Here is a 20,512-nt window from a genome sequence, read left to right as displayed (position 1 = left end):
GTAAATCCCTTGTGGTGGGCCTCTCAGCTCACCGATACGGAGAGGCGGCGGGAAAATCATGTGGTGTCGTACCGACCACCGTGGCACGTCGTGTCTTGCGAAAATCGCAAACTCGCTGCGAGATTCGTACTCTACCGCCGGCCTTATTACGATGAGCGTATTCCGTCCGCGTAATGAGCGAGGACCGGACGATTCTACTTATCGGCAGCGGACCGATTCAGATCGGACAGGCGGCCGAGTTCGACTACTCCGGCGCGCAGGCGTGTCGCGCCCTCCAAGAGGAGGGCGCTCGCGTCGTCTTAGTGAACTCGAACCCCGCGACGATCATGACCGACCCCGAGACGGCCGACCGGGTGTACATCGAGCCGATCACGCCCGAGGCCATCGCGGAGGTCATCCGCATTGAGGAGCCGGACGGCGTCATCGCCGGTCTCGGCGGCCAGACCGGACTCAACGTCACCGCCGAACTCGCCGAGGAGGGAATCTTGGAGGAGCACGACGTCGAGGTGATGGGGACGCCGCTCGACACCATCTACGCGACCGAGGACCGCGACCTCTTCCGCCAGCGGATGGAGGACCTCGGCCAACCGGTGCCGAAGTCGACCACCATCTCCTTGGACGACGACGAGTCGGTCACCGACTTCGACGAGGAGTACTTCCGCGAGCGCGTTCAGGACGCGGTCGACGCGGTCGGCGGGCTCCCGGTCATCGCGCGGACGACCTACACCCTCGGTGGCTCCGGCTCGGGCGTCGTCGACGACTTCGAGGAGCTCGTCGAACGCGTCCGCAAGGGGCTCCGCCTCTCGCGCAACAGCGAGGTGCTGATCACGGAGTCCATCTCCGGCTGGGTCGAGCTGGAGTACGAGGTGATGCGGGACGCCGACGACTCCTGTATCATCATCTGTAACATGGAGAACATCGACCCGATGGGGATCCACACCGGCGAGTCGACGGTCGTCACCCCTTCGCAGGTGATCCCCGACGACGGCCACCAGGAGATGCGCGACGCGGCGCTCGAAGTGATCCGCGACCTCGGCATCCAGGGCGGCTGTAACATCCAGTTTGCGTGGCACGACGACGGGACGCCCGGCGGCGAGTACCGCGTCGTCGAGGTGAACCCGCGCGTCTCGCGCTCCTCCGCGCTCGCGTCGAAGGCGACCGGCTACCCGATCGCCCGCGTCACCGCGAAGGTCGCGCTCGGCAAGCGCCTCCACGAGATCGACAACGAGATCACCGGCGAGACGACCGCCGCCTTCGAGCCCGCCATCGACTACGTGGTGACGAAGGTGCCGCGCTGGCCCATCGACAAGTTCGACGACGTGGACTTCGAGCTGGGCACCGCGATGAAGTCCACCGGCGAGGCGATGTCGATCGGCCGGACGTTCGAGGAGAGCATGGTGAAGGCGTTACGCTCCTCGGAGTACGACCCCGCGGTCGACTTCGACGAGGTCGACGACGCGGAGCTCGAATCCGAGTATCTCGAACGCCCGACCCCCGACCGCCCGTACGCGATGTTCGAGGCGTTCGACCGCGGCTACGCCGTCGACGACGTGATCGACCTCACCGGCATCCACCGCTGGTACGTCGAGCGCTTCGAGAAGATCGCCGACGGCACCGCCGCGGCCGCCGAGGGCGACTTCACCGAGGCGGCGATGGTCGGCCGCACCGACGCCGAGATCGCGGCGACCGCGACCGCCGGCGGCGTCGACGCCGACGTGGGGCAGGTTGAGAGCGAGGTTCCGGACCGCACTTATAAACAGGTCGACACCTGCGCGGGCGAGTTCGAGGCCTCGACGCCGTACTACTACTCCGCGCGCCTCCCGGAGTTCCTCCGGGGCGCCGACACCGCCGGCGCGGCGAACGAGGTCCGCGTCGACCCCGACGTCGAGAGCGTCGTGGTCGTCGGCGGCGGCCCGATTCGCATCGGGCAGGGCGTCGAGTTCGACTACTGCGCGGTCCACGCGGTGCGCGCGCTCCGCGAGCTCGGCATCGACGCGCACGTGATCAACAACAACCCCGAGACGGTGTCGACGGACTACGACACCTCAGACGGACTCTTCTTCGAGCCCATCTCCGCCGAGGAGGTCGCCGACGTGATCGAGACCACCGGCGCCGACGGCGTGATGGTCCAGTTCGGCGGGCAGACATCCGTCAACGTGGGCGAACCGCTCCAGGCGGAGATCGAGCGCCGCGGGCTGGACTGCGAGATTCTGGGCACGAGCGTCGAGGCGATGGACCTCGCCGAGGACCGCGACCGGTTCAACGTCCTGATGGACGAGATGGGAATCGCGCAGCCCGAGGGCGGCACCGCGACGAGCGAGGCCGAGGCGCTGGAGCTGGCCCACGAGATCGGCTACCCCGTCCTCGTGCGTCCCTCCTACGTGCTGGGCGGCCGCGCGATGCGGGTCGTCGAGGACGACGCGGAGCTCGAGGAGTACATCGAGGAGGCGGTCCGCGTCTCGCCCGACAAGCCCATCCTCGTCGACCAGTTCCTCGACGACGCGGTCGAGCTGGACGTCGACGCCGTCGCGGACGGCGAGGACGTGCTGCTCGGCGGCGTGATGGAGCACGTCGAGAGCGCGGGCGTCCACTCGGGCGACTCCGCGTGCATGATCCCGCCGCGCTCGCTCGGCGACGAGACGCTCGGCCGGGTCCGCGAGGTCACCGAGGACATCGCCCGCGCGCTCGACACGGTCGGCCTGCTCAACGTCCAGCTCGCGGTGACTGGCGTCGAGAGCGAGGCGGAGAGCGAAGTGTACGTGTTGGAGGCGAACCCGCGCTCCTCGCGGACGGTCCCGTTCGTCTCGAAGGCGACGGGCGTCCCCATCGCCAAGCTGGCGGCGAAGGTGATGACCGACGACCTGACGCTCGCCGACCTCGACGCCGACGAGCAGATCCCCGAACACCGCTCCGTGAAGGAGGTCGTCCTGCCGTTCGACCGCCTGCCGGGCTCGGACCCGCGGCTCGGCCCGGAGATGAAGTCCACCGGCGAGGTGATGGGCACCGCGACCTCCTTCGGCAAGGCGTACGACAAGGCGCAGGACTCCACCGGGAAGCCGATCCCGGAGTCCGGCACCGCCGTCGTCGACCTCTCGGCCGAGGAGTTCCCGGACCCGGGCACCGAGGCCGGCGAGGCGCTCGTCGACGGGTACGCGGCGCACTTCGAGCTGAGCGAGGCGACGGACCTCATCGAGGCGGCGAGGCGCGGCGAGCTCGACCTCATCGTCTCGCGCCAGCGCGACCTGCTGGAGGTCGCCGTCGAGGAGGAGATCACCTACTTCTCGACGCACGCCTCCGCGAAGGCGGCGCTCGAAGCCCTCGACCACGCGGGCGACGACCTCGACGTGATGGCGGTGTCCGACCGCCCGAAGCGCGTCGAGCAGTGGGGCGCAGAGTAATCCGCTCGCGTCGCGAAGACGGTCGGACCGAGCCGTCTGTTTAAATACCCCCGTCGCCGGTCGCCGACTTGTTTATAAAGCTTCGAGCGTCGACCGCTCCACCTCGGTCGCGGGCATCGCCTCGCCGCCGTACTCCGCGACGAACTCGTCGACGTCTCCGTCGTCGCTGAACGGGATCAGGTCCGGCCCCATCGCGCCGATCACCTCGCTGCGCGCGACGACCGTGAGGGCCGACTCTCGGGCGAACGCCTCGCTCTCGACGTGCGAGGAGAACATCGTGTCGCCGCCCTGCTCGAAGATCTCCTGTTCGACCGCCGAGTAGTCGGTGAGGAACGTCGCCAGCGGCGTCCGTCCCTCGCCTTCGGCGTCGAACCGGTAGGTGTACGTGCAGGTCGCGCTACAGAACTGCGCCGGGCGACCGCCCTCCGGCTCGTCGTCCTCGAAGTGGACCTGCCCGACCGTCCCGGGGTGGTCGGCGACGATCATCCCGCACTGGTCGCAGGCCTGATCGTCGGCGATGGTGACGGGGGCGATCGAGTTCGACCCGCCGCCGGCACAGCCGGCGACGGAACCGATCCCGGCGGCGGCGATTCCGGCGAGCAGGCGTCGCCGCGGGACGCTCTCCGAACGAGGGCGCGCGGGCATCGAAGGGTCGTCTCTCGTCATAGTCGAATTTGGATTACTGGCCTCTTAGCCCCTCTGGACGCGTTCAAAGGCGCGTTCGAGGAACGAACCAAACGCCCTAAGTCGCCGCCGATCGAAGCGTTCGCGTGGCAGTTTTCGACCCCGCTACCGCCCGGTCGCGTCGCCTCCGCCTCGCGGTCGTCGCGCTCGTCGCGCTCGCCGCGGTCGCGACCGCCGGCGCGTTCGCCGCGGACCCGAGCGAGTCGGTCCCCGAGCCGGTGCGGTTCGACGACGCGGTCCAGCTGGGGCTCTCCTCGGAGACGGACGCGCTGATGGCCGGGGACGCGACCCTCCCGCGGGTCCAGGTGTTCTACTCGCAGCTCCAGTACGTCGTCGGCTACAACGGGGTCGTCTCGTTCGTCGACTCGCGGCGGGACGGCCGGACGGAGCGGCAGTTCGGCTACCCGCTCGTCGCGTACGTCGAGACGTTCGACCACAGGGACCCGGGCACGACCGAGTCCGGGCTGTTCTCAGCGACCGGCGCGGGCGGGTGGACGCCGGTCGGTGACGCCCGGTACGTCGTCGGGAGCGACGCCCAGGGCCCCTCCGGCGAGGTCGTCGTTCCCTTCCGGGACCGCGAGGCGGCGGCGGCGTTCGCGGCCGACCACGGCGGGTCGGTCGTCGGCTGGGAGGCGGTCCGGACCCGGTCGTTCGACGTCGACTCCGCGGCGACCGTGCGGTCGCTCGCGCCGGAGCGCTGGCGGACGGCGACCGAGCGGCTCGCGGCGGCGGAGCGGCGCGCGGACCGACCGGTCTCCGTCGTCGTCGGCGAGGACGCCCCCACCATCGACGCCGCGGTCGCGGCCGCGCCGCCGAACACGACGGTCCGCGTGCCGCCCGGGACCTACGAGGAGACCGTGACGGTGAATCGGTCCGTGACGATCGCCGGCGCGGGCGCCGGCGGCGAGCGGGGCGACGCCGGCGCGACCCGCGTCGTCGGCAACGGGACCGGGTCGGTGATCACCGTCCGCGCGCCCGACGTGGCGCTCACGGGGATGCGAATCGCGGGCACGGGGAACCGCACCCGCGACCCGGACGCAGCCCGCGAGTCCCGCGACCCGGAGGGCGGAACGTGGGACACGAACATCCAGCTCGGCTACGGCCACGGTGACGCCGGGGTCAAGGCGGTCGGCGCGCCGGGGCTCGTCGTCGACGACGTCGCCGTCGACACGGACGCGAGCGGCCTCCTGCTCCGGGAGGGCTCGCACGCGACCGCGACCGGGCTCCTCGTCGACGGGACCGACGAGTGGCAGGACGGATTCATGGGCGTCACCGGGATGGAGTCGCGCGTCACCGTCACCGACAGCCGGTTCGAGGGCGGTCGGGACGGGATCTACCTCCACCGCGCGGACGGCTCCGTCGTCCGCAACTCGACGTTCGTCGACAACCGGTACGGGACGCATCTCATGTACACCGGCGACGCGCTGGTCGCGGACAACGCCTTCCGGAACGAGCTGTTCGCCGGCGTCACCGTGATGACGCGGCCGGCCGGGAACGCGATCGTCGGCAACGACGTCCGCAACTCCAGCGCTGGAATCCAGGCGTCGGGCACGCGGACCTATATCGGCTACAACACGCTGGTCGGGAACGAGCTCGGCTTCTCCACGAGCGCCCGCGGGTCGCTGTACGAACACAACGTCGTCGTCGACAACGAACTCGGGGCGCGCGCGACGACCGTCGTGCCGTCGAGCCGGGTCGTCGCGAACGACTTCGTCGGGAACGACGACCACGCCGACGCCGGGGCCGGCGCCCTGCGCGTGTGGGCCGACGGGGACCGCGGGAACTACTGGGAGGGCGCGAACGTCGGCCCGCGCGCGGCCGGCGACCGGGCGTACCGACCGACCTCGCCCGTCGACGGCGCGCTCCACCGGCATCCGAGCGCGGTCGCGGTCCGCGAGTCGCCCGCGGCGCGGCTGCTCGACCGGCTCCGCGGGACCGTCCCCGGCGCGCGCTCCGGGAGCATCATGGACCCCGTCCCCGCGGCAGAGCCGTACCACCCCGACCGGATCGACGCGGTTACGGGGGCGAACGCCGACGACGGGCCGGTTCGGGGCGACTGGCGGTCCGCGCACGGGGGCGCCGGAAACGCGAGCGTGACGCCTTCGGTACGACCGACGGCGACCGCGGAGGGGGCGGAATGAGCGAGCGCGCGCTCGCCGCGGTCGACGGCGTCACGCGGGCCTACGGCGGCGTCCCGGTCCTCGAAGGCGTCTCGCTGTCGGTCGAGGCGGGCGTCACCGCCGTGGTCGGCCCCAACGGCTCTGGCAAGTCCACGCTCCTCGGGGTGCTCGCGGGCGCGGTCGAGCCCACCGACGGGGCCGTCCGGTACCCCGAGGGCGGCCCGCGCTCCGGCTCCGAGAAGCGCGTCGGCTACCTCCCGCAGCGGGTCCCGTTCCGCGACGGGTTCACCGCGCGCGAGACGCTCGGGTTCTACGCGGCGCTCGTCGACGGGGACCCGGACGCCGCGCTGGCGGCGGTCGGGCTCGCCGACGCCGCCGACAAGCGCGTCGAGGCGCTCTCCGGCGGGATGCGGCGGCTGCTCGGGATCGCGCAGGCGACGCTCGGCGACCCGGCCGTCGTCGTCCTCGACGAGCCGACCAGCGGGCTCGATCCGGAGATGCGCGAGCGGGCCTTCCGCGCCGCGGCCCGCGCGAGCGACGACGCAGCGGTCGTCGTCAGCTCGCACGACCTCGACCTCGTCGACGCGCACGCGGACGCCGTCGTGGTCCTCCGCCGCGGACGGATCGCCGCGGCGGGGCCCCGCGAACGGCTCCTCGACGAGCACGAGGTCGACGATGTGGACGGACTGTACCGCGCCGTCGCCGGCGACGCCGACGCCATCGCACGGGGAGACAACGGCGGCGAGGCGGTCCACGTCGCGGGGGTGTCCGACCGATGAGCACCCCGTTCGACGGCGTCTGGCTCGTGTTCCGTCGCGAGCTGGTCACGGTGCGGCGGACTCCCGGCTACGCCGTCCTCGCGCTCGGGCTGCTCGTCGTCCTCGGCGGGCTCGTCGCGGTCGGCGGCGGCGGCGCGACCGGGTTCGTGCCCGCGGTCGTCGACCTGCTCTTACCGACCGAGGTGTTGGTCCCGCTGCTCGCGGTCGTGCTGGGGTACCGCGCGCTGTTCGCCGACGCCGCGAGCGGCGAACTCGCCGTGATCCGGACCTATCCCGTGAGCGCGGCCGCGTACGTCCTCGGCGTGCTGCTGGCGCGGACGGTCGCGCTCGTCGTGCTCGTCGGCGGACCGTTCGCGCTCGTCGGCGCGTACGTCTGGCTCACCGCCGCCCCGGACACGGGAATCTTCGCGACGCACGCCGGCGTCGACTCGCCGGTTCTCTTCGTCCGCTTCGTCGCGCTCGTCGTCCCGTTCGGCGCGGCGTACCTCTCGCTGTCGGCGGCGGTGTCCACGATCGCGACGAGCCGGCGGAGCGCGGTCGCGCTCGGCGTGCTCGCGCTGCTCGCCGGGGTCCTCGGCGGCGACCTCGCGGTGCTCCGGTCGCTGTCGGCCGGGGCGCCGGCGGGGGCGTCGCGGAATCCATCGCGTTCACCCCCAACGGGGCGTTCAGGGGGCTCGTCTTCGAACACGTGATCGGGGTCGCCTTCGCGCCGGAGGGCGGCTTCGTGGACACCGGTCTCGCGGCCGCCTCGCTCGTCGGCTGGAGCGTCCTCGGGGTCGTCGCGGCGGTCGCGGCGGTCGCCTTCGGTCCGCGCGTCGACGTCGCAGTCGAGCGCCTCCGCGGGAGGCTCGACCGATAGGCGCGTCGCGGCGACGGTGGCGGTCGCTCGGTCCGAGGCGACGCCCGACTCAGTCCGAGGCGGCGTCGTCGCCGACGGCCCCGGGCGCGTGGGCGTACACGGCGTAGAGGACGAGCGCGGCGATCAGGAAGTCCAGACTGTGCGCGACGAGGTGGTGGACCGGCATCGGCACGACGCCGAGGACCGTGCCGGCGCCCACGACCGACCGGGCGAGGAGCGCGCCGACCGCGAGGGCGATCAGCCGGTACTGCGCCCGCCGCCGCCGACGGTACGCGGCGAGGCTGACGGCGAAGAGGAGAGTCGTTCCGAGCCCGGCGGCGATCACGACCGCCAAGATGGGGAGCGACCCCTCTACGGACCACCCGGCGAGCGCCGGTACCGACCCCGAGAGCGACTGCGCCACGGCGGTCCTTGGGACGCGACCGATAAGAAGCCGTTCCCCCGCGACGTTCCCAGACGGGGAGACCGCGCGGGCGCCTTTTATCCCGCGCGAGGGTAGGACGGACAGCCACGAATGTCGGACACCAGATCCCGGATCCGACGCCACGTCCGCGAGACTCCCGGCGTCCACTTCAACCGGATCGGCCGCGACCTCGACATCGCGACCGGGCAGGCGCAGTACCACCTCCGGCGACTCGTCCGCGACGGCGAGCTGGCGGTCGAGCGGATCGGCGGGCGCGCCCACTACTTCGATCCGGACGTCGACGCGCGGGACCGCCGGACCCTCGCGTTCCTCAGGCGCGAGACGGCGCGCGAGATCGTCGTCCGCCTCCACGCGGACGGCCCGACTCGCCCGGCGGCGCTCGCGGACGACCTCGGCCTCGCGAAGAGCACGGTGTCGTGGCACGTCTCGACGCTCGCCGACCACGGGATCGTCGAGAAGTCGCCCGACAGACCGATGACCGTCTCGCTGGCCCGTCCGGAGCGGACGGCCGCGCTCCTCGACGAGGTGTCGCCGTCGCTGCCCGACCGGCTCGTCGACCGCTTCGTCCGCACGGTCGACTCGCTCTTCGACGCCGAGGAGTGACGGCGTCGACGCCGTTCAGGGGGCGGACCGTCTCGGCTCCTTCACGGGCTGGCCCCGCCCCGGGTCGGTCTCGTCCGTTCGCCGATCGCACCAGATCGATTAGCGGCCTCCGGGCCGTTTCGCCGATATGTACGCTGTCAGCGCTGCGGCGCTCCGTCCGTTCCTCGCCGCCGCCGACCCGGCGACCTGCGAGCCGAGCGGCTCCCTCTACGCGACCGACTCGCTGGGCCTCGGCGTCTTCCTCCTTGTCGGGCTGCTCGGCGGCGCCCACTGTCTCGGCATGTGCGGGCCGCTCGTCACCACCTACGCCGACCGGATGCGGTCCGGGGAGGCCGCCGGCGGGCGCGGGCGGGGCGACGACCTCACCGTGCGGCAGGTCCGCCAGCACGCGCTGTTCAACCTCGGCCGGGCGACGAGCTACGCGGTCCTCGGGGGCCTCTTCGGGCTCGCCGGGAGCGTCGCGTTCGTCACGGGACGGACGATGACGACCGTCGCCGACGACGTCCACGCGCTCACCGGAATCGCCGTCGGCGGGATGATCGTCGCCGTCGGCGTTCGTTACGCGCTCCGACTCGAGTTCGAGTCCGTCCCGATCCCGGGGTTCGACCGGGTCGCGGCCGCGGTGAGCGAGCGGATCGTCGCCCGCGTCGACGCGTGGGTCGGCGACTGGCGCATCCTCGGGCTAGGTGCGGCCCACGGATTCCTCCCGTGTCCGCTCTTGTATCCCGCGTTCCTGTACGCGTTCGTTCAGGGGAGCGCGCTCGGGGGCGCCGTTTCGCTCGGCGTCCTCGGCCTCGGGACGGTGCCGGCGATGCTACTGTTCGGGACGGCCTTCCAGTCGATGCGCCTCGAAACGCGGCTCCGGTTCCACCGCGTCCTCGGGGTCGCGTTCGTCGCGCTCGGGTACGTCCCCCTCCAGCACGGGCTCGCGACGCTCGGCGTCCCGCTGCCGCATCCGCCGATCCCGTACTACGCGCCGCTTTGAGGGGCGAGCCGCCGGGCCGGGTCGCCGCTCGCTCGGCCTCGCGGGCCGCGTCGCGTCCGTTCGCCGATCGCACCAGACGCGTTATGCGCCGCTCGCTCCATCGGTCGAGCATGAAGCGCCGAACGATGCTCGCCGGCGTCGGAACGGCCGCCGCCGGCTCGGTCGCGGGCTGTACCTCTCGGCTGTTCGGCGGGAGTCCGGACGGCGTCACGCTCGATCCGCAGGAGGACCAGATCGCGGACAGCGAGGACCTCGCGTACCCCGCGTACGGGCAATCGCTCCCGTCGTTCGAACTCCCGGCCCCCCTCGCGGACGAGACGTTCGACAGCGATGAACTCGACCGGACCGCCCTCGTGACCGGCGTGTTCACCTTCTGTCCCGCGGAGTGTTCGATCCTGCTGCGGCAGTGGGTGACGGTCCAGCGCCGCGTCGCCGACGCGGGACTGACAGACGACGTGTACTTCATCCCGATAACGTTCGATCCGGAGCGCGACGACGCGGCCGCGCTGCGCGACAACGCCGAGTCGATCGGCGCCGACCTCGACGCCGGCAACTGGCTCTACCTCCGTCCAGAGACGCCCGAGCGCGCGAAGGCCGTGGTCGAGGACAAACTGGGGATCGGGTTCGAGCGGACGACCGACAGCGACCGGCTCCCCGGATACGACTTCACCCACATCGTCGTGACCATGCTCGTCAACCCTGACGGGGTCGTCGAGCGCGCGTACCGCGGCGAGCGGCTCGACCCGGAGCGGGTCGCGAGCGACATCGAGCGAGTCGCGGCCGCCTTCGACGACGAGTGACTGGGCGCGGCGTCGGCCGCGCGACGGCGCGGGGTCGGCGGGAGGGGAACGCACAAGCCGTCCGCCACCCTCCCGAGCGGTATGAACGTCGACGTGCTGCTGTACGACGGGTTCGACGAGCTCGACGGTATCGGCCCGTACGAGGTGTTCGACTACGCGTTCGGCTACGCGGCCGAGCGGGACGACGGCCAGGGAGAGTCGACGAGGGCGGGGCGCGTCCGGTACGTCACGCTCGACGAACGCGATCGGGTGACCGCGAGCCACGGGACTCGCGTGGGCGTGGACGGGACCCTTCCCGATCCGAACGCTGACGACGCGCCCGACCTGCTGGTCGTCCCCGGCGGCGGCTGGAGCGCGCGCGACGAGGACGCGAGCGCGTGGGCCGAGGCGCGGAAGGGGGACGTGCCGCGCGCGCTCGCGGCGCACCACGAGGCCGGCACGCGGATCGCCTCGGTGTGCACCGGGTCGATGCTGCTCGCGGAGGCGGGGATCACCGACGGCCGCCGGGCGGTCACGCACGCCTCGGCGATCGAGGAGCTCCGTGAGTCGGGCGCCGAGGTCGTCGACGCGCGCGTCGTCGACGACGGCGACCTCCTCTCCGCGGGCGGGGTCACCTCCGGGATCGACCTCGCGTTGTATCTCGTCGAGCGCGAGTTCGGCGAGGGGGTCGCCGGCCGGGTGGCGACCGTCATCGAGTACGAGCGGCGGTACGAGGTCGCGGAGTGATCCGAGCGGGACGCGCTCAGTCGTCGCCGTCGTTCGGGAGGGGAACGTCGCCCTCGTCGCCGCCGTCCGCCTCCTCGCCCGTGGTCTCGCCGTCGGCGCCGACGGTGATCACGGTGCAGTCGAGCTCGCCCCGGAGGAACGAGTCGATGTCCGGGTCGGAGAGCAGCTTCTGGACCATCCGCCGCCACCGGCCGGCCTGCTTCGAGCCGATGACGACGACGTCGGCCCCCTCGGCGACGATCTCTTCTAAGATCGTCTCCTCGACGAGGAAGCCGCGGCGGACGACGTAGCGCGCGCGGTCGACCCGGCCGATCCGCTCTTCGACCGCGCGCTTGAGGTCGCTGCGCGAGACGCCTCCCGAGCGCTGGTATAAGTCGACGTGGAGGATCGTGAGGTCGGCGCCGCGCTCCTCGGCGATGCGAGCCGCTTCTCGGAGCGTCGCCGCCGAGTGCGACGAGGGAGGAAATCGGACCGGAACCACGACGAGCGTCATGTCAGACCGGTGGGACCCCCGGCGTAAATACGCTGTCGGTGTGGCGGGCCATCGTGAGCGCGACACGCACGGCGGGCGATTCGGGGACGGAGCCCGGTTCCTACGACCCGTCTTCCCCGTCTCCGGGTGCGACGACCTCGTCGTCGCCTCTCGGGGCTTCGATCCGAACGGGGTGGCGCGTGTGTCGCGCGTGGGTCCGCGCCCAGCGCCGCGCGGGTCGCTCCGCGAGGAACCGCTCGCCGTCGGGACAGCGCTCGCACCGGGCGATCCACGGGGTCACCCCGTCCGGGTAGTGACCGGTGTGGCGCTCGTGGTCGAGCGCGAACTGCTCGATCGCGTGGCTCCCCGGGTCGAGGTCGTCGACCTCGCGGTCGAGTTCCCACTCCCGGCCGCACCGCTCACACGAGACGGTCGGTACCTCGCGGTCGTCGTCGGAGAACGGGTCGTCGGAAAACGGGTCGTCGGTCACGGGGTCGCTTCGGGCCGCGCGTACTTCAACGCCGACCCCGGTGGTCCGGAACTCGCCTCAAAGCGCCGGCGGCTCGTCGCGGCCGATGACTATCTCCTGGCCCTCGACGTCCTCTAAGGCGGCGACGCGGCCGCCGATCTCGACGCGGCCGCTCTCGGTCTCGACGACGAGCGAGGCCACCTCCTCCGTGTCGACGAACGCGACGTCGACCACCTTCCCGCGGACCGTCACCTCCTCGCCGGTCTCGATGTCGCGCCCCTCGACGGTCGCGTAGAACTCCTCGCCGTCGAACTCGCGGACGTCCTTCACGGCGCGGCGGATGGAGGCGTAGCGGCGCGGGAAGGGCCGCTCCTCGCCGTCGGCGGCGAGCGTCTCGGCGGTCGTCCACAGGACCGTCCCGAAGAAGCCGGAGACGAGGAAGCCGAGCGCGGAGCGGTTGAAGATGACGCCGTAGCGCTCGCGGTCGTCGCGCAGTGCGTCCTGCGTGGCGTAGACGGAGTACTCGCCGTCGCCGACCGCGAGGACCGGCGTGGTGATCCCCCGGCGGGCGCGCGCGATGGTCGCGACCTCCAGGTAGTCGAACTCCGCCGGGTCGGGCGCGTTCGACGCGGGCGTGACGAGCAGTTCGACGCTGACCCCCTCGGCCACCTTCGCGGCGAGCTCGTCGCGGAAGCGCCGGAGGAGGCCGGGGGTGAGCGACAGCGCGAGCTCGTACTCCGCGTTCTCGATCACCTCTTCGAGGTACCGGAGGATCGTCGAGCGCGACTTCACGAGCGACACCGCCTCGGTCTCGCGGGTCGGCGCGGTGTAGCGCGCCTCCAGCTCGTCGACCATCTCCGCGAACGACGAGCGCAGGTCGCCGAACGCGTCGTCGGGGTCGACCGCGACGATCTTCATCGGGCGCGACTCGCGGAGCTCGACGAGCCCGCGGTCGGAGAGGCTCCGGACGGTGTCGTACACCCGCGGCTGCGGGATGTCGGTCCGGTCGGCGATGTCGCTCGCCGTCAGTTCTCCGTGTTCCAGCACCGCGAGGTACGCGTCGATCTCGTACTCGCCGAGGTTGAACCGGTCCCCGACGCGGTCGAGGGTGTCCCGGAGATCGTCTGTCATGGTCGGACGAACGAGGGCGGGGATTATAGCTTTTTACTATGAGTCGAGTTGTACGCGTTTTCGGAGCGTGGTCCTCGCTCGGCGGCCGCCGACCGGCTACATGTACATCCGGTCGTAGCTCCCCTCGGGCTCCCGCTCTTCGATCCGCTCGGCGAGCTCCTCGTAGCGGCGCCGGATCTCCTCGGCGAACGCCTCCAGCGGGGCCGCGTCGACGCCGAGCTCGTAGATCGCGTTCGCCGTGTCGACGAGCCGCACCGCGGCGTCGACGTCGGGCGCCTGCGCGTGGACCGGCGTGACGAACACCCCGACGCCGAGCGGCGAGTCGAGGCCGCGTTCGAGCAGGCCGGCGTTGGCCCCGTCGAGGAATCCGGACTCCATCGCGGGCACGTCGACTCCGTCTCCGAGGCGGGCGGCGCGGTAGTCCTCGGTGGCGACGTGGAAGGTGCGGTGGGCGTCGGGACCGTGCGCCACGGGAACGCCCGCCAACACCGCGATCTCTCCGATCCCGTTCGCCTCCGACCAGTCGAGGAGGGCGTCCGCGAGCAGTTCGCCGAGGAACGGCGGGACGAACTGCTCGGCGACCAGGACCGTGATCTCGCGGTCCGCGTCGGTGTACAGCCGGATCGGGTGCCGCGGCGTCCCCCTCGTGAACGGCGTGATCGACGGGGCGCCGTCGATCCGGACGTGGCCGGTCTCCTCGAAGTCGAGGTCGTCGACGAGGTAGTCGACGGCGGTCAGGCCGGCGAGCCCGAACGAGGAGAAGCCGGCTATCAGGGTTTCGCCCGGCTCGGTGTCGTGTTCGACGCTGAACCTCGGTGTCGTCGGGTCCGCGGGCGGTCGAGACATACTTCCCCTTCGCTCAGCCGGGCCATAGTGGTTGCCCCGAGGCTCGCGTTCGGGGGGCCGTCGATCGCTGTGCCCGCACTTTCGCCCCCCGATCGCCACGGGGAGAAACGCTTTTTCGGATGGCCGACCGCGGATTCCCATGGTCTTCCCGGAGGGGACGCCGATCGCGGGGGCCGTCTCGCGGCTCGCCGGCCTCGGCTCTCGGCTCGCGGATCTACCGGGAGCAAGCGTGCTGACGGTCCTCGCGTCGGTCGCGGTCGGCGTCGTCGTCGCCAACTTCCTCGTCCGACTGATCGGCCGACCGGTCGCGCGCCGCGTGTCGCGACAGAGCGTCGCGCAGACGATCGTTCGCGGCGTCCGGGTGGGGACGATCGGCGCCGCGCTGCTCGTCGGGCTCGGCGCGGCCGGATTCCAGTTCTCGGACCTCCTCCTCGGGACGGCGGTGTTCTCGGCCGTCATCGGTATCGTCCTCGCCCCGCTGGTGGGGAACTTCATCAACGGCGTGTTCGTCCTCGCCGACCAGCCGTTCGAGATCGGCGACATGATCGAGTTGGAGGACGGGACGACGGGGTTCGTCGAGGACATCACGATCCGGTACACGAAGATATTCACCCTCGATAACACCTTCCTCGTGGTGCCGAACGGAACGATGCGCGAGCGCGACGTCACGAACCTCTCGGCGGAGGACGAGCGCACCCGGCGGTCGATCGACGTCCTCGTCACCTACGAGAGCGACGTCCCGGAGGCGCGCCGCCGCATCGAGCGCGCGGCGCGCGACTGCGACGCCGTCATCGACGGCGGGCCCGACATCCGCATCGGCGTGGCGCGGTACATGGCGGGCCCCGACTGCCGGCTCCACGAGTTCGGCGACAACGGGATCCTCCTGCGGCTCCGCTACTGGGTGAAGAAGCCGTACAAGCTGGCGAAGGTCCAGTCAGACGTGAACACGAAGATCCGCCAGCGGCTCGGGGACCCGGACGCGAACGTCACGATGGCGTACCCGCACCGGCACCTCGTCTTCGACGACACCTCCGGGGTCGCCCGCGTCGACGCCGGATCCGGGACGCCGAAGGGCGTCGGCCCCGACGCGCCCGCTGCCGCCACCCCGGACCTCAGCGACGACGCCGAGAGCGACCGCGACGACTTGAGCGGCGGCGGGGCGGGACAGTGACCGGATCGGAAGCCTGATAGAGCGCCCCCGGCGTTTGTACGGCAGTGAGCGACGAGCCCGCTGCCGATCCGGACGGCCCCTCCGACGACGGTTCGCCCGACGGCCCATCCGACGACGGTTCGCCCGACGGCCCATCCGGCAACCCGCCGGACGGCCCCGTCGCCGGTCCGTCCGGTGGCCCCGGCGACGACGACGGCCCGCTCGACGACGAGTCGATCACCGAGGGGAGCCTCCTCCGGCCGCTGTTCCGCCTCGCGTGGCCGATCGTCGTCATCCAGCTGCTGCAGGTGACGTACAACATCGTCGACACCCTCTACCTCGGCCGGCTCTCGGCGGAGGCCGTCGGCGCGATCAGCCTCGCGTTCCCCCTCATCTTCCTGCTGATCGCGGTCGCCGGCGGGTTCACGACCGCGGGCGCGATCCTCGTCGCGCAGTACACCGGCGCGGACGGCGAGGGGTCCGCCGGGCTCGTGGCGGGACAGACCATCTTCACCGTCTCGGTGCTGTCCGTGTTCATCGGGATCGGCGGCTACTTCTACACCCGTCCGGCGCTCGAGATCCTGCCGAGCGACGCGGACACCGCGGCGACGGTGATCCCGCTCGCGGCCGACTACATGGAGGTCATCTTCGCCGGGATCCCCCTGATGTTCGGCTTCTTCGTCTTCTCGGCGCTGATGCGCGGCTACGGCGACACGCGGACGCCGATGGCGGTCATGTTCATTTCCGTCCTCCTGAACGTCCTGCTCGACCCGTTCTTCATCTTCGGGTTCGAGGGGAACCCCCTGTTCGGGTGGCTCGCCGCGGTGCCCGGCGTCGCCGCGCTCGACCCGGTCGCGCTGGAGGCGACCCTGCTCTCGGCGACGGGGATCACCGGGATCGGCATTCAGGGCGCCGCGCTCGCGACGATCCTCTCGCGCGGCGTCGCGACCGCTATCGGGCTCTGGATCCTGTTCGGGACCGGCTACGGTCCCGACGTGACCTTCGGCCACCTCGTCCCGGACCTCGATTTTATCCGGGACATCTTCCGGCTCGGGCTCCCCTCCAGCGTCGAGCAGACGACGAGCGCGCTCGCGATGATCACCCTCACCGCGATGATCGTCACCTTCTCGCCGCCCGTCGTCGCGGCGTACGGCCTCGGCAACCGCCTCATCTCGCTCGTCTTCCTCCCCGCGATGGGGCTCGGCCGCGCTATCGACACGATGGTCGGGCAGAACCTCGGCGCCGACCGCGCCGACCGCGCCGCCAAGGCGGTGAAGTTCGCCGCCACGACCGGCGCGGGCGTGATGTTCCTCGTCGCGGTCGTCGCCGTCGCGTTCACCGAGCCGATCGTGGGGGCGTTCCTCGGCGACGTGCCGGACGCGCCGGCGACGATCTCGTACGCGGTCGAGTACGTCCGTATCCGGTCGGTCGAGTTCGCCTTCATCGGCGTCTCGCAGGTGATCTTAGGCGCGTTCCGCGGCGCCGGCAACACGAAGACCGCGATGGTCATCTCCATCCTCACCCTCTGGGTGGGCCGGGTCGCGAGCGTGGCGTACCTCGTGTTCGTCGCCGGCTGGGGCGAGACCGGCGTCTGGGTCGGGATGGCGCTCGGCAACGTCCTCGGCGCGGTCGTCGGCGTCGCGTGGTTCTCCCGCGGCACGTGGACCGAGCGCTACATTGACGACCCCGACCCCGGCGTCGACCCCGTGGGCGACGACTGAGCCGCCCTGGATCCGCTGAGATCCGTAATAAGTGAGATATTCCGGCCCAATCGCGCTCAATACAGGGAGAGCAAGGACCGATCTGCGGTGCGGTGGCGCGCGCCTCCGAGTGGCCGCCGAAGGCGGCCGCGAGGAGCGCGTGCGAGGGAGTCGGTCGCCGGAGCAACGCGGAGGCGACCGACGAGGCTGGGGAGGCGTGAGGCGCTGTGCGGAGCAGTGCGGGGCGGGACTCGAAGGGGCAGCCGCGAGGCGGGCGCAGGCGACGCAAGCACCGCAGCGAGGGAGCGAAGCGAACGAGTGAGGAGCGCAGCGAGCGTGCGCCCGCCTCGCGGCTGGGGCTTCGGTGGTGTTCGTCGCCGACCTGTCCTCAACGTCTTATAAATGAGCGACTGGGGCTTCGGTGGTGTTCCTCGCTGGCCTGCCTCAACGTCTTATAAATGAGCGACTGGAGCTTCGGTGGGGTTCGTCGCCGACCTGTCCTCAACGTCTTATAAATGAGCGACTGGGGCTTCGGTGGTGTTCCTCGCTGGCCTGCCTCAACGTCTTATAAATGAGCGACTGGAGCTTCGGTGGGGTTCGTCGCCGACCTGTCCTCAACGTCTTATAAATGAGCGACTGGGGCTTCGGTGGTGTTCGTCGCCGACCTGTCCTCAACGTCTTATAAATGAGCGACTGGAGCTTCGGTGGGGTTCGTGACGATCGTCGGTTTATAAGTAATGACAGCATTGTACAACCTCGCTGCTTGGACTTCGGAACTGTCCACCGCGCTCGCATTGTTCCCGTTCGGTGTTGGATTTCTGTCCAACGCTTATGCAGTTGAGTGGTGTCCCAACACGTACAGGATGCCCGCAGAGCCGTTCTTCCTGTACACGCACGTCGAAGCCAGCCTTGTCGAGTTCTGGGCGAGTGCGGATGAGTACTGGGACGCCGTCGGCGGCGACCCACCCCGACCGCACTGATCGAACACCACCTGACACACCGCCACCCCACCCATGACCACACTCCACATCACCGTCGGCGACCGAGAACAGCTCCGGGAAAACGCACTCCAGTTCGTCCAGGACGTCGAGGACGACGACCAGGACGGAAAGGCGACGCTCCAGTTCGGAACCTACGACGACTTCGTCGACAGTCTCACCCCGCTCCGCCTGAATCTCATCCGAGCGATCGCCGAGGAAACTCCCGAAAGCATGCGCGAAGCGGCGCGGCTCGTCGAGAGAGACGTATCCGACGTCCACTCTGACCTGAAGCAGCTGGAAGTACTCGGTATCCTTACGCTCGAAGAGGGCGGCCCCGGCGGCGCGATACAACCAGTCGTCCCGTTCGACCGCATCGAAGTCCACATCGACTACCCGCTCATCGATGACGGCGATGCCGACAGCGCCCCCGCGAGTGCGTAGTCGGTTCGTCTCGAGCTGGGAGGATTCTCAGCGATCGATTCACACTCTTCAGCGACCAGTCGTTTCAGGCGAACATGTGTCTGAAGAAAGAATTTCAACGGAGCCGCCGCTCCGTATAACCGATCCCTGTGCGCTCAGTGCCTGAACAGATAGACCGCGTCGCCGTCGCGGAGCAGGCAGAACCGCGCGCCGTCGTTCTCGGGGAACGTCGTCCCCGCCTGTCGGGTGACGAACAGCCGCGAGAAGACGTCGTCGCAGACGGGACACGCCATCCCCTCGCGGTTTTCCCAGAGGCTCGTCGCGCCCGAATCGCGGAGCTGTTTCAGCTCGTGGCGGTGGTCGTGGACGTCAAAGCCGGTCATACGCGGGGGTTCGGCGGAAGAGTGTTGAACGTGTCCTCGCGAGTCTCAGTTCGGAGAACGGGCGCGGCGGGACCGCCGCCGGCGCGGGCGGCGTCGGTCAGTTCCCGAGCCGCATCGGCTGCGCCTCCCCGTAGGTGAGCGTCCGCCACACCCACTCGACGGGACCGAACCGGAAGTACCGGAGCCAGACCACCGAGAGGACGATCTGGACCGCCCAGATCCCGACGACGATCCCCATCGCCTCAACCCGGCTGACGTAGCCGAACAGCCCGAAGCCGTGCCCGTAGAAGATCGTCGTCGCGATGACCGTCTGGAGCAGGTAGTTCGTGAACGCGGTCCGGCCGACCGCGGCGAGCGCGCGCGTCACGACGCCCTCGCCGCGCCAGCGGACGAACAGGGTGACCAGTCCGACGTAGCCGCCGGCGACGAGGAGGCTCCCGACGTAGTTGAACTGCCGCCAGTACAGCGCGGCGCCCGCGCTCCAGTCGTTCGCCTCGATGTAGGCCACGCCCGCGACAACGATCCCGACGCCGACGGCGCCGCCCGCGACGAGCCGACGGTAGAACGCCGTCGACCGCTCCCCGGTCAGCACGCCGCGCTTGTACAGCGCCATACCGAGCAGCATGACGCCGCCGACGCGCCAGAAGCTCGATCCGATGAAGCCGGACGTCTGCCGCTGGAACGAGGAGTCGACGCGGTGGCTCATCTGGTCGAGCCAGCCGCCGCGGTAGGCGGCCAGCTCCTGTCGGATCGCGGCCTCCGAGGGCAGCCACTGCCCGGCGAGCGCCTCGCCCCCGATCGAGACCGCGGCGAACAGCTCGATCGCGGGGATGAATAGCAGGAAGATCCCGGCGAGCCCGGCGAGCCGGCGCGCGTCGAGGTCGCGGACGAACAGCAGGAAGATCCCGGTGAACCCGTACGCGACGAGGATGTCACCGTACCAAAGCAGGTACGCGTGGAGGAGTCCGACCGCGATCAGCACCGCGGTCCGCCGGAGGTGGAGGCGGACGGCGTCTTGCCCCTTCTCTTCTTTGCTCTCGATGAACATGAGGACGCCCGCGCCGAACAGCGCCGAGAAGATCGTGATGAACTTCGACTGCGCGAACACGTGGCCGAGGAACCACGTCCAGTAGTTGAGCCCCGTGAAGTCGCCGTACACGTTGGGGTTGAGCAGGGTCTGCTCCGGCATCGAGAAGACGCGGACGTTGATGACGAGGATGCCGAGCAGCGCGAACCCCCGGAGCGCGTCGAGGCTTGTGATCCGTTCGGAGGGCGGCGTGGGGCCGGGATCGCGGGTCACGAGTTGTCCGCGAGGACGGCCCCCAGCACCGAATAGGTTCCCATCGCGGACGATACGTGAGCGCTTTCGGCGGGAGGGATTCGGTAACTGAGGCCGTCGTGCCCTCAGGCGCTCGGCTGTACACAGTTGCCTATAAATCGCGGATCGGCACGAACACCACCGAAGCCCCAGTCGCGAGGACGCCGCACGCTCGGGGCGGTCCTCAGTCACTCGCTTCGCTCGTTCCTTGCGGTCCTACCGTCGCCTGCGGCGTCCTCGCGACTGCCCCTTCGAGTCCCACCCC

18 protein-coding genes and 2 pseudogenes are annotated in these 20,512 nt (G+C 70.6%); 12 read left to right on the top strand and 8 right to left on the bottom strand.

Going from position 1 to position 20,512, the window contains the following annotated elements; translation table 11 throughout:
* The first annotated feature begins 173 nt into the window (after positions 1-173).
* Positions 174-3,398 carry a carbamoyl-phosphate synthase large subunit gene (carB, locus tag J7656_RS07320; protein WP_211554513.1) on the top strand — a complete coding sequence of 1,075 codons (3,225 nt, stop codon included), beginning with the start codon at positions 174-176 and terminating at the stop codon, positions 3,396-3,398.
* A gap of 72 nt (positions 3,399-3,470) precedes the next feature.
* Here the strand turns inward: carB and J7656_RS07315 are convergent, their stop codons facing one another.
* Positions 3,471-4,064 (bottom strand): nitrous oxide reductase accessory protein NosL, encoded by a 594-nt coding sequence (locus tag J7656_RS07315; RefSeq protein ID WP_211554512.1) that lies wholly within the window; start codon positions 4,062-4,064, stop codon positions 3,471-3,473.
* A 104-nt stretch (positions 4,065-4,168) separates the two neighbouring features.
* Here J7656_RS07315 and J7656_RS07310 point away from each other — a divergent pair, with 104 nt between their 5' ends.
* The 3 genes and pseudogenes from J7656_RS07310 (at position 4,169) to J7656_RS07300 (ending at position 7,840) form a co-directional block, all read left to right on the top strand.
* On the top strand, positions 4,169-6,223 hold the full coding sequence (locus J7656_RS07310; RefSeq protein ID WP_211554511.1) for a NosD domain-containing protein: 2,055 nt from the start codon (positions 4,169-4,171) through the stop codon (positions 6,221-6,223).
* The gene (locus tag J7656_RS07305) at positions 6,220-6,981 is read left to right on the top strand and encodes an ABC transporter ATP-binding protein (protein WP_017344647.1); all 762 of its coding nucleotides are present in this window, start codon (positions 6,220-6,222) and stop codon (positions 6,979-6,981) included. The genes J7656_RS07310 and J7656_RS07305 overlap by 4 nt, the downstream gene beginning before the upstream one ends.
* Positions 6,978-7,840: pseudogene (locus J7656_RS07300) on the top strand (ABC transporter permease subunit). Before J7656_RS07305 ends, J7656_RS07300 begins: the two are co-directional and overlap by 4 nt.
* Positions 7,841-7,889: 49 nt before the next feature.
* Here J7656_RS07300 and J7656_RS07295 read toward each other — a convergent pair.
* The gene (locus tag J7656_RS07295; protein ID WP_017344645.1) at positions 7,890-8,243 is read right to left on the bottom strand and encodes a DUF7471 family protein; all 354 of its coding nucleotides are present in this window, start codon (positions 8,241-8,243) and stop codon (positions 7,890-7,892) included.
* Positions 8,244-8,354: 111 nt separating this feature from the next.
* On the opposite strand from J7656_RS07295, the gene J7656_RS07290 reads away from it, so the two are divergent.
* The 4 genes from J7656_RS07290 to J7656_RS07275 all read left to right on the top strand — a co-directional run bounded on the left by J7656_RS07290 (position 8,355) and on the right by J7656_RS07275 (position 11,378).
* Positions 8,355-8,867, top strand: coding sequence for a winged helix-turn-helix transcriptional regulator (locus tag J7656_RS07290; RefSeq protein WP_017344644.1), 513 nt, complete (start codon positions 8,355-8,357; stop codon positions 8,865-8,867).
* 127 nt (positions 8,868-8,994) lie between these two features.
* A complete protein-coding gene (locus J7656_RS07285) occupies positions 8,995-9,852 on the top strand; it encodes a sulfite exporter TauE/SafE family protein (protein WP_017344643.1) in 858 nt (285 codons plus the stop codon).
* Between the two features lie 110 nt (positions 9,853-9,962).
* On the top strand, positions 9,963-10,652 hold the full coding sequence (locus tag J7656_RS07280; RefSeq protein WP_017344642.1) for an SCO family protein: 690 nt from the start codon (positions 9,963-9,965) through the stop codon (positions 10,650-10,652).
* 81 nt (positions 10,653-10,733) lie between these two features.
* Positions 10,734-11,378, top strand: coding sequence for a DJ-1/PfpI family protein (locus J7656_RS07275; protein ID WP_017344641.1), 645 nt, complete (start codon positions 10,734-10,736; stop codon positions 11,376-11,378).
* A gap of 16 nt (positions 11,379-11,394) precedes the next feature.
* Here the strand turns inward: J7656_RS07275 and J7656_RS07270 are convergent, their stop codons facing one another.
* The 4 genes from J7656_RS07270 to J7656_RS07255 form a co-directional block, all read right to left on the bottom strand.
* Entirely contained in the window at positions 11,395-11,871 is a 477-nt protein-coding gene (locus tag J7656_RS07270) for a universal stress protein (RefSeq protein ID WP_017344640.1), read from the bottom strand.
* A 100-nt stretch (positions 11,872-11,971) separates the two neighbouring features.
* Positions 11,972-12,340: a DUF8062 family protein gene (locus tag J7656_RS07265; RefSeq protein WP_211554510.1), complete on the bottom strand. Its 369-nt coding sequence runs from the start codon at positions 12,338-12,340 to the stop codon at positions 11,972-11,974.
* 57 nt (positions 12,341-12,397) lie between these two features.
* Positions 12,398-13,450, bottom strand: coding sequence for an HTH-type sugar sensing transcriptional regulator TrmB (gene trmB / locus J7656_RS07260; protein ID WP_017344637.1), 1,053 nt, complete (start codon positions 13,448-13,450; stop codon positions 12,398-12,400).
* Positions 13,451-13,546: 96 nt separating this feature from the next.
* The gene (locus J7656_RS07255; protein WP_017344636.1) at positions 13,547-14,296 is read right to left on the bottom strand and encodes a proteasome assembly chaperone family protein; all 750 of its coding nucleotides are present in this window, start codon (positions 14,294-14,296) and stop codon (positions 13,547-13,549) included.
* Between the two features lie 139 nt (positions 14,297-14,435).
* Between J7656_RS07255 and J7656_RS07250 the strand changes: the two genes are divergently transcribed.
* From J7656_RS07250 to J7656_RS07235, 4 genes and pseudogenes are all read left to right on the top strand, one after another.
* On the top strand, positions 14,436-15,467 hold the full coding sequence (locus tag J7656_RS07250) for a mechanosensitive ion channel family protein (protein ID WP_211554508.1): 1,032 nt from the start codon (positions 14,436-14,438) through the stop codon (positions 15,465-15,467).
* Positions 15,468-15,511: 44 nt separating this feature from the next.
* Entirely contained in the window at positions 15,512-17,167 is a 1,656-nt protein-coding gene (locus J7656_RS07245; RefSeq protein WP_211554507.1) for an MATE family efflux transporter, read from the top strand.
* A gap of 875 nt (positions 17,168-18,042) precedes the next feature.
* Positions 18,043-18,126 (top strand): annotated as a pseudogene (locus J7656_RS15265) (toxin-antitoxin system TumE family protein); the annotation flags it as partial.
* A gap of 33 nt (positions 18,127-18,159) precedes the next feature.
* Entirely contained in the window at positions 18,160-18,567 is a 408-nt protein-coding gene (locus J7656_RS07235) for an HVO_A0114 family putative DNA-binding protein (protein WP_211554505.1), read from the top strand.
* 134 nt (positions 18,568-18,701) lie between these two features.
* Here the strand turns inward: J7656_RS07235 and J7656_RS07230 are convergent, their stop codons facing one another.
* Complete coding sequence (locus J7656_RS07230) at positions 18,702-18,929, bottom strand: DUF7385 family protein (protein ID WP_211554503.1); 228 nt, start codon at positions 18,927-18,929, stop codon at positions 18,702-18,704.
* A 97-nt stretch (positions 18,930-19,026) separates the two neighbouring features.
* Positions 19,027-20,229: a DUF418 domain-containing protein gene (locus tag J7656_RS07225; RefSeq protein WP_211554501.1), complete on the bottom strand. Its 1,203-nt coding sequence runs from the start codon at positions 20,227-20,229 to the stop codon at positions 19,027-19,029.
* Between the last annotated feature and the right edge of the window lie 283 nt (positions 20,230-20,512).

Origin of the sequence: Halorubrum ruber (assembly GCF_018228765.1) — an archaeon.
GTDB lineage: Archaea > Halobacteriota > Halobacteria > Halobacteriales > Haloferacaceae > Halorubrum > Halorubrum ruber.
This window is presented reverse-complemented; position numbering and strand designations above follow the sequence as displayed.

Excerpts from the sequence above, each read along its gene's own strand:
- J7656_RS07270 (WP_017344640.1), bottom strand. The coding sequence starts at position 11,871 with ATGACGCTCGTCGTGGTTCCGGTCCGATTTCCTCCCTCGTCGCACTCG.
- J7656_RS07315 (WP_211554512.1), bottom strand. The coding sequence starts at position 4,064 with ATGACGAGAGACGACCCTTCGATGCCCGCGCGCCCTCGTTCGGAGAGC.
- J7656_RS07255 (WP_017344636.1), bottom strand. The coding sequence starts at position 14,296 with ATGTCTCGACCGCCCGCGGACCCGACGACACCGAGGTTCAGCGTCGAA.
- J7656_RS07250 (WP_211554508.1), top strand. The coding sequence starts at position 14,436 with ATGGTCTTCCCGGAGGGGACGCCGATCGCGGGGGCCGTCTCGCGGCTC.
- J7656_RS07235 (WP_211554505.1), top strand. The coding sequence starts at position 18,160 with ATGACCACACTCCACATCACCGTCGGCGACCGAGAACAGCTCCGGGAA.
- J7656_RS07305 (WP_017344647.1), top strand. The coding sequence starts at position 6,220 with ATGAGCGAGCGCGCGCTCGCCGCGGTCGACGGCGTCACGCGGGCCTAC.
- J7656_RS07290 (WP_017344644.1), top strand. The coding sequence starts at position 8,355 with ATGTCGGACACCAGATCCCGGATCCGACGCCACGTCCGCGAGACTCCC.
- J7656_RS07285 (WP_017344643.1), top strand. The coding sequence starts at position 8,995 with ATGTACGCTGTCAGCGCTGCGGCGCTCCGTCCGTTCCTCGCCGCCGCC.
- J7656_RS07230 (WP_211554503.1), bottom strand. The coding sequence starts at position 18,929 with ATGACCGGCTTTGACGTCCACGACCACCGCCACGAGCTGAAACAGCTC.
- J7656_RS07275 (WP_017344641.1), top strand. The coding sequence starts at position 10,734 with ATGAACGTCGACGTGCTGCTGTACGACGGGTTCGACGAGCTCGACGGT.
- J7656_RS07280 (WP_017344642.1), top strand. The coding sequence starts at position 9,963 with ATGAAGCGCCGAACGATGCTCGCCGGCGTCGGAACGGCCGCCGCCGGC.
- trmB (WP_017344637.1), bottom strand. The coding sequence starts at position 13,450 with ATGACAGACGATCTCCGGGACACCCTCGACCGCGTCGGGGACCGGTTC.
- carB (WP_211554513.1), top strand. The coding sequence starts at position 174 with ATGAGCGAGGACCGGACGATTCTACTTATCGGCAGCGGACCGATTCAG.